General features: G+C 35.6%; 7 protein-coding genes. All 7 read left to right on the plus strand.

Features of this window, described 5'->3' with window-relative positions; all coding sequences use genetic code 11:
* On the plus strand, positions 1–763 hold a 763-nt coding region (locus tag KAS42_00475), incomplete at its 5' end, for a tetratricopeptide repeat protein (GenBank protein ID MCK4904708.1).
* On the plus strand, positions 750–1514 hold the full coding sequence (locus KAS42_00480) for an ABC transporter permease (protein MCK4904709.1): 765 nt from the start codon (positions 750–752) through the stop codon (positions 1512–1514). The genes KAS42_00475 and KAS42_00480, both read left to right, overlap by 14 nt.
* Before the next feature lie 34 nt (positions 1515–1548).
* On the plus strand, positions 1549–2313 hold the full coding sequence (locus KAS42_00485; GenBank protein MCK4904710.1) for an ABC transporter ATP-binding protein: 765 nt from the start codon (positions 1549–1551) through the stop codon (positions 2311–2313).
* 15 nt (positions 2314–2328) lie between these two features.
* Positions 2329–3660, plus strand: a complete 1332-nt coding sequence (locus KAS42_00490; protein ID MCK4904711.1) for an MCE family protein — start codon at positions 2329–2331, stop codon at positions 3658–3660.
* A gap of 345 nt (positions 3661–4005) precedes the next feature.
* Entirely contained in the window at positions 4006–4491 is a 486-nt protein-coding gene (locus KAS42_00495) for a metallophosphoesterase (GenBank protein MCK4904712.1), read from the plus strand.
* A gap of 15 nt (positions 4492–4506) precedes the next feature.
* A complete protein-coding gene (locus KAS42_00500) occupies positions 4507–5838 on the plus strand; it encodes a sigma-54-dependent Fis family transcriptional regulator (protein MCK4904713.1) in 1332 nt (443 codons plus the stop codon).
* 531 nt (positions 5839–6369) lie between these two features.
* A partial coding sequence (locus KAS42_00505) for an Hsp70 family protein (protein ID MCK4904714.1) occupies positions 6370–6804 on the plus strand: 435 nt, incomplete at its 3' end.

Consider the following 6804-nt stretch of genomic DNA (forward strand, 5'->3'; position numbering starts at 1 on the left):
GGCTATATTGCTCGGACTTATTTACACAAACGGAACAATCAAGTTAATAAAATCTTCTGTCTACCTTAAAACTGCTATGGTATTAAGAAATCAAGAAAAATGGGATGAATCTATTGAACAATATAATAAAGCAATTCATTGGAATAACTATAGTTTAAAAGCATATTACCGTCTTGCTTTTGCATACGCTGCAATAAATAAAATGGATGAGGCATTGTACACTTATTTAAAACTGGGTGAACTTGCACCCGATTATGCAGATATACATTACAATTTGGGCTCTATTTATTTAAGGATGGGGAAATGGGAAGATGCTAAAAAAAGACTGAAAAGAGCTATAGAATTAAATCCTTATGAATCTAAAATATATTGCAATTTGGGAGCGGTATATATGCAGTTAGGAGAATTGGAGAATGCTTTTGCTCAATATACTTTGGCTATTCTTATTCAAGAACAAAAAAAGAAAATTGATCCAAATCTCGCGAATTTTGGAGGCGGATATGTAGGATTAGGGGAGATTTACTATTCTAAAAACCAATGGAAAAAAGCATCTGTTAATTATCAAAGAGCAATGCAATTGGGCGAAAAAAATGTTAGAATCTTAACCAAAATAGGGAATTGTTATTTCAATATGCAGGATTTCAAAAAGGCAAAACAAATATATAAAGAAGCGCTTAAACAAGACCCTTCGCTAACTCAAATCAAGGAATTTGTGAAACGATTGGATAAAATTATTGAATTGGGTGAAAATGGCAAACAATAACGAAGACAGCTCATTTGGCCGCGGAATTCAGAAAGCGGGAGAAGTAATAATATTATTGTTTCGAACCCTATATTTCTCTACGCTTGCTCATCGCAATTCCAAACGAATAATTCAACAGATAGCCGAAATAGGTGTAGATTCAGTGCCTATGGTATCTCTTATGGCAATCTTTACAGGAATGGTTATGGGACTGCAGGCAGGTCATGAATTATTAAAATTCCAAGCACAAGAATTTTTAGGTGTCGGAGTTGCAGCTACTTTGGTTAGAGAACTTGGGCCGGTTCTTACAGGTCTTATCGTGGCGGGTAGAGCAGGAGCCGCAATGACAGCGGAAATAGGAACGATGCAAGTTTCAGAAGAAGTGGATGCGCTTCGTTCAATGGCTATTGACCCGATACAATACTTAATTATGCCGCGTTTTGTTGCCGCTATAATAGTCCTGCCTTTGCTTACTATTTTAACCGATGTTTTAGGTATAAGCGGAGGTTTTTTAATCGGCAGAGCTCAACTAAACATAAAGTTATACGACTATGTACGGCACATGATAGATTTTGTTACGTTAAAAGATTTTGCAAACGGTATCGTAAAATCTATAGTTTTCGGCGGAATAATCGCGACTATGGCTTGTTATCACGGACTTAAAACCGAAGGCGGAGCAAGGGGTGTAGGCAAAGCCACTACCTTATCAGTTGTAGATTCCTTTTTGCTTATACTGGTTTCGGATTATTTTATAACCCATATTCTTTATTAAATAAACTAAAAAGATTACACTGAATTATTAAAACATGGAAGAAGAAATTACTATTAAGGTAAAAAATTTGACCAAAAGTTTTAACGGTAATAAAGTTTTAGATGGGCTGAACCTCGATATTAAAAAAGGGGAAACGCTTGGAATATTGGGCAAAAGCGGAATTGGCAAATCCGTGCTTTTGAAACATTTAATTGGGCTTATGAAGCCGGACAGTGGCCAAATTTATATCGGGGCGATTGATATAGCTCCTCTTAGTGAAGAAGAAATAAGCGTAATTCGCAGAATGCTTTTTGGAATGTTGTTTCAATCAGGAGCCTTGCTGGATTCCTTATCTGTGGCTGAAAATGTGGCTTTACCAATGAGAGAAGGTACTAATATTTCCGGGGATAAAATTATTAAAAAGGTCAAAGAAAAACTTGAACTTGTGGGTTTAAAAGATATAGAAGAACAGATGCCGAATTCTTTATCAGGAGGAATGAGAAGAAGAGTAGGGCTTGCTCGAGCGCTGGTAATGGACCCGCAAATAATTCTTTACGACGACCCTACAAGTGGGCTTGACCCGATTATCGCAAATTCTATTAACCAAATGATTTTAGAGGTGAAAAAATTAACAGGCGCTACTTCTATAGTTGTTACTCATGACCTTAATTGTATAAACATAATAGCAGATAGGGTGGGTTTGTTATATAACGGTAAGATTTTAGCAATAGACGAAAAAGAAAAATTCATGAAAAGCGAAAACCCTTATGTTCAACAGTTTATTCATGGTAGAATTGAAGGTCCTATGAAAATTAGATAATTAAAGGAATAGAAAATGCTGAAATTATCGCGAGAAAAAAGAGTTGGAATCTTTTTTATAATCACTATTTTCCTTACAATCGCAGTAATTTTCCTGTTCGGTAAAATTCGTCCGTTTAGAAGAGGATATACTTTTACAACTAATTTTAATCATGTTGCTGGATTAAAATCAGGAGACGATGTAAGACTGGCAGGATTAAAAGTCGGAGAAGTTTCATCTCTAGAAGAGACAGAAGAGAAAATATTGGTTAAACTCTGGATTCAGGAGAGGACAAAAATAGCCAGAGATTCGAGGATTACTATTGCTCAAGTTTCTGTGATGGGAGGTAAATATGTTGCTATTTCGCCGGGCAGAACTAAAGCCAAACCAATTTTACCCGAAGAAACCGTAGAAGGATATGACCCGCCGGTATTTGAAGATATAGTATCTCAGTTCGGAGAAACATGGGACGAGCTTAAGGATGTGCTAATTAATTTAAGCGATTCTATTTTGAAAACATCCGACGAGACCCGTCAAATTTTACAAGAGAATAGAGAATCGGTGCAAAAGCTTATTATTTCGCTTAACCAAATTGCAGACAACCTAAACAATATAGTGGCGGATGTGGAAAAGGGCGAAGGAACTATAGGAAAATTAGTCAAAGAAGAAGAACTTTATGAAGAAACGCTACAGACGATTAAACAATTACAAGAAACCCTAAAAGATGCAAGAGTAACAATTAAAGATATTAAACCTCATCTAAAAGCTACTATGGAAAATATGGAATCAATCACCGATAAGTTGGAAAGGGGCGAAGGAACTCTAGGTAAATTGATTACTTCTGATGAGTTATACGAAAAAGGAAAGAGTGTAATAGATTCGACAGAAAAAATATCCGGCAGAGCCAGTGAAATGATGGATGCATACGGAGAATTTAAAGCAGTTTTGGGATATCAAGGAGATTACATTACAAACGAGAAGGGAACAAGACATGAGGGGTTTTTAAGAATAGAGCCATCTTCTTCAAGTTATTATCTTTTAGGTATATCAAAAGAACCTTGGGAACAGCCCGCGAAAGCGACGGTTCAAATAGCCCGAAGATTCAAGGATGACAGCATTACCTTAAGAAGCGGAATAATTGAAGCTTCGCTAGGAGCTGGAATAGATTATATGTTCCCCAATAATAAGACTGCAATTACGTTGGAAGGGTTTATAGATCAACGGGATGAGAAACCGTATTGTCGAATGTTTTTAAATCAAAAAATATGGAAAAATTATTACCTGACTTTAGGCGCGGCGGACTTTACGGATGATATTACTTTTACTGCGGGATTGAGAATTGAATACGATGTTTTAGGCGCAAAATAAGCTGGATTTAAAAACAAAAATGTTAACAGGCAAAGGTAACGCCTGCTTGCGAAGCGGATAGGAAACCCGTATCGATTAAGTTTAACGGTTACGTGAAAAAAGAAAAAACGATTAACCTAATCGAAAGACGAAACAATATCCAATGATGATTTTTTTGTAGATACTATACCCAATTGGAATTTGAGACTTTGTTCATTAATTTTTCATTCGGATTTGGACATTGTGCATTTCATTCCGCCGACGGCAGAAGCCTATGGCGGAGGCCGTAGAAATTAGGTCCGATGACTCCGAAAAGATTGAGTATCGGACTTCTTCGGAGAATTGGTAATTAGTAATTTAAAAATTATGCTTCTTGGAATTCTATCGGACTCTCACGACAATATACCTTATTTGAATAAGGCTATAGAAATATTCAATCAAAGACAAGTTGGTCGTGTTCTCCACGCGGGAGATTTTGTCTCTGCATTTACATCAAAACCTTTTAGAAATCTTAAATGTAAATTTACAGGAGTTTTCGGAAATAATGACGGTGATAAATTACTATTAGAAGCCGAATTTAAAAACATAGGCAAAATATATGATGATGTTTATGAGGATATAATAGACAAGAAAAAAACAATATTGTTTCACAGGGAAACTTTAGTACAAAAGCTTGCTGAAAGCGGAAAATACGATATTATAATTTACGGACATACGCATAAGATTGATTTAAAGCAAGGTCATACCTTGATTATTAATCCCGGAGAATGCGGAGGATGGATTACAGGAAACTCGACAATTGCTATTCTTGATACGGAAAAAATGAAAGCTGAAATAATTAGGTTGGAATAAATAAGGATAAAATTTATGCAACAGAATATATTAATAATAGAAGACGATAAAAATACGAAAGAAGGATTAAAGAAATTTCTGGAAGAAGAAAAATATAAAGTTATAGCTTTTTCCAGCGGGAAAGAAGCTATTGATTATTTAAAGAAGAATAAGATAGGTATTATTTTATCTGACATGAAAATGCCCGGTATAAGCGGGATAGAAGTTCTTAAAAAAACCCAAGAAATTTCTCCTTCAACGTTTGTGATAATTTTAACCGCTTACGGAACGGTTGGCAATGCCGTAGAAGCTATGAAATTAGGAGCATACGATTATCTTACTAAACCTGTGAATTTGGATAAATTATCAATAGTAATACAAAGAGCGCTTTCTTATAGAAAACTCAAAGAAGATTACGAATTATTGAAGAAAGGAATCAATGAACGTTATTCTTTTGAAAATATTATCGGGCAATCAAAAAAAATGAAACAAGTTTTTGATAAAATTTCACAAGTAGCGCCTACGAAAGCTACGGTTCTAATTCAGGGTGAATCAGGCACAGGTAAAGAACTTATTGCAAAAGCTATTCATCAAAAAAGCGACCGCAAAGATAAAAATTTCATTGCAGTTCAGTGTTCTGCTCTTTCGAAAGGAGTTATGGAATCGGAGTTGTTTGGCCATGAAAAAGGAGCTTTCACCGGCGCAATAGGCTCAAATCAAGGCAGATTTGAGCTATCAGACGGAGGCACTCTTTTCTTGGATGAAATAAGCGAAATTTCTCCTTCGGTTCAGGTTAAATTGTTAAGAGTCTTGGAAGAAAGACAATTCGAAAGAGTAGGCGGAACTAAAACAATAAAAGTGGACACGAGAATTATTGCGGCTACTAATCAAGATTTAGAGAAATTGATTAAGGATGATAAATTTCGAGAAGACCTTTATTGGAGACTGAATGTGATAAAAATTGAGGTTCCTCCATTAAAAAAGAGAAGAGAAGATATTCCTATACTAATTCATTCGTTTATAAAAGAATCAAGCAAAGCAAACAAAAAAAGAATAAAAGGGATATCGTCCAAAGCGCTTATCCTTTTGCAAAACCATAATTGGCGTGGCAATGTAAGAGAGTTGAAAAATACTATTGAGTCTATCGTGGTCCTTTCCAATAAGGAAATAATAGGAGTTAAAGAAGTCTCTTCCTATGTGAAAGAGTCTCGTATTGAAGAGACTATAAACATAAAAGGACCAATGCAGTTAGATGAAATAGAGAAAATTGCTATAAATCATACTTTGAAAAAAGCCGGAGGTAATCAATCTGAAGCGGCTAAAATACTAGGAATAAGCAGAAAAACCCTTCGCAGAAAACTATCGTAAAATAGTTTATGGTGTATGGTTTTTAGTATTTAGGATATAGTGGAGGGCAACATCCAATAACCAATTTCGCAACTATCATTGCGGGACAAGCACATAGAGTACGGGGCACAGCGACCATTTATGGATAGATTGCCACGCTCCCCGACCATTTTCCCGCCACTGAAGATTTGGCGAACAGAACTATATCGACAGGGCAGATCTGCCACTGAAACAATAGCAAGGCAAGCCAAAAACCAAACGCTAAATACCATATACTAAGTCAGTGGGTCAAAAAGTCCCAGTTTATCCAACAAATCCTAGAAATTGTATCAAATAGTCCCAAAATAATAGTTTATAGTTGATAGTCTATGGTTGATGGTTTATCGTTTATAAAAAAACTGGATTTAAAAATAAAAAATACAACCTCTCCGCAAGTTGTTTTTTCACTATATACTATCAACTATAAACCATAAACTATTTTGCATGGCATAAACTTTGCGTAGTGTATAACAGTGACAATAGTATGAAAATATTTAAAAGGAGGATACATTAATGTCAAAAGTAATCGGAATAGACCTTGGGACAACGAATTCTTGTATGGCAGTTATGGAAGGCGGAAAACCAACAGTAATCTCAAACATTGAAGGCGGAAGAACTACTTCTTCTGTAGCAGCAATTACAAAATCAGGAGAAAGACTTGTAGGTCCTGCAGCAAAAAGACAGGCAATTATAAATCCCCAAAATACTGTTACATCTATAAAAAGATTTATGGGAAGAAAATATGCCGAAGTGCCCAAAGAAATTGATATTGTAGGATATAAAGTAGAAAAAGATTCAGAAGGAAATGCTGTAGCGGTTATGGGCGATAAAAAGTATAAACCCGCAGAAATCTCGGCTATGATACTACAAAAACTTAAACAAGATGCGGAAAGTTATCTCGGCGAAAAAGTGACTCAAGCGGTCATAACTGTACCCGCTTATTTTAAT

This window comes from bacterium (assembly GCA_023135785.1).
In the GTDB taxonomy this organism is placed as follows: Bacteria; CAIJMQ01; CAIJMQ01; order CAIJMQ01; family CAIJMQ01; genus CAZNJA01.

Excerpts from the sequence above, each read along its gene's own strand:
- KAS42_00495 (MCK4904712.1), top strand. The coding sequence starts at position 4,006 with ATGCTTCTTGGAATTCTATCGGACTCTCACGACAATATACCTTATTTG.
- KAS42_00490 (MCK4904711.1), top strand. The coding sequence starts at position 2,329 with ATGCTGAAATTATCGCGAGAAAAAAGAGTTGGAATCTTTTTTATAATC.
- KAS42_00485 (MCK4904710.1), top strand. The coding sequence starts at position 1,549 with ATGGAAGAAGAAATTACTATTAAGGTAAAAAATTTGACCAAAAGTTTT.
- KAS42_00500 (MCK4904713.1), top strand. The coding sequence starts at position 4,507 with ATGCAACAGAATATATTAATAATAGAAGACGATAAAAATACGAAAGAA.
- KAS42_00480 (MCK4904709.1), top strand. The coding sequence starts at position 750 with ATGGCAAACAATAACGAAGACAGCTCATTTGGCCGCGGAATTCAGAAA.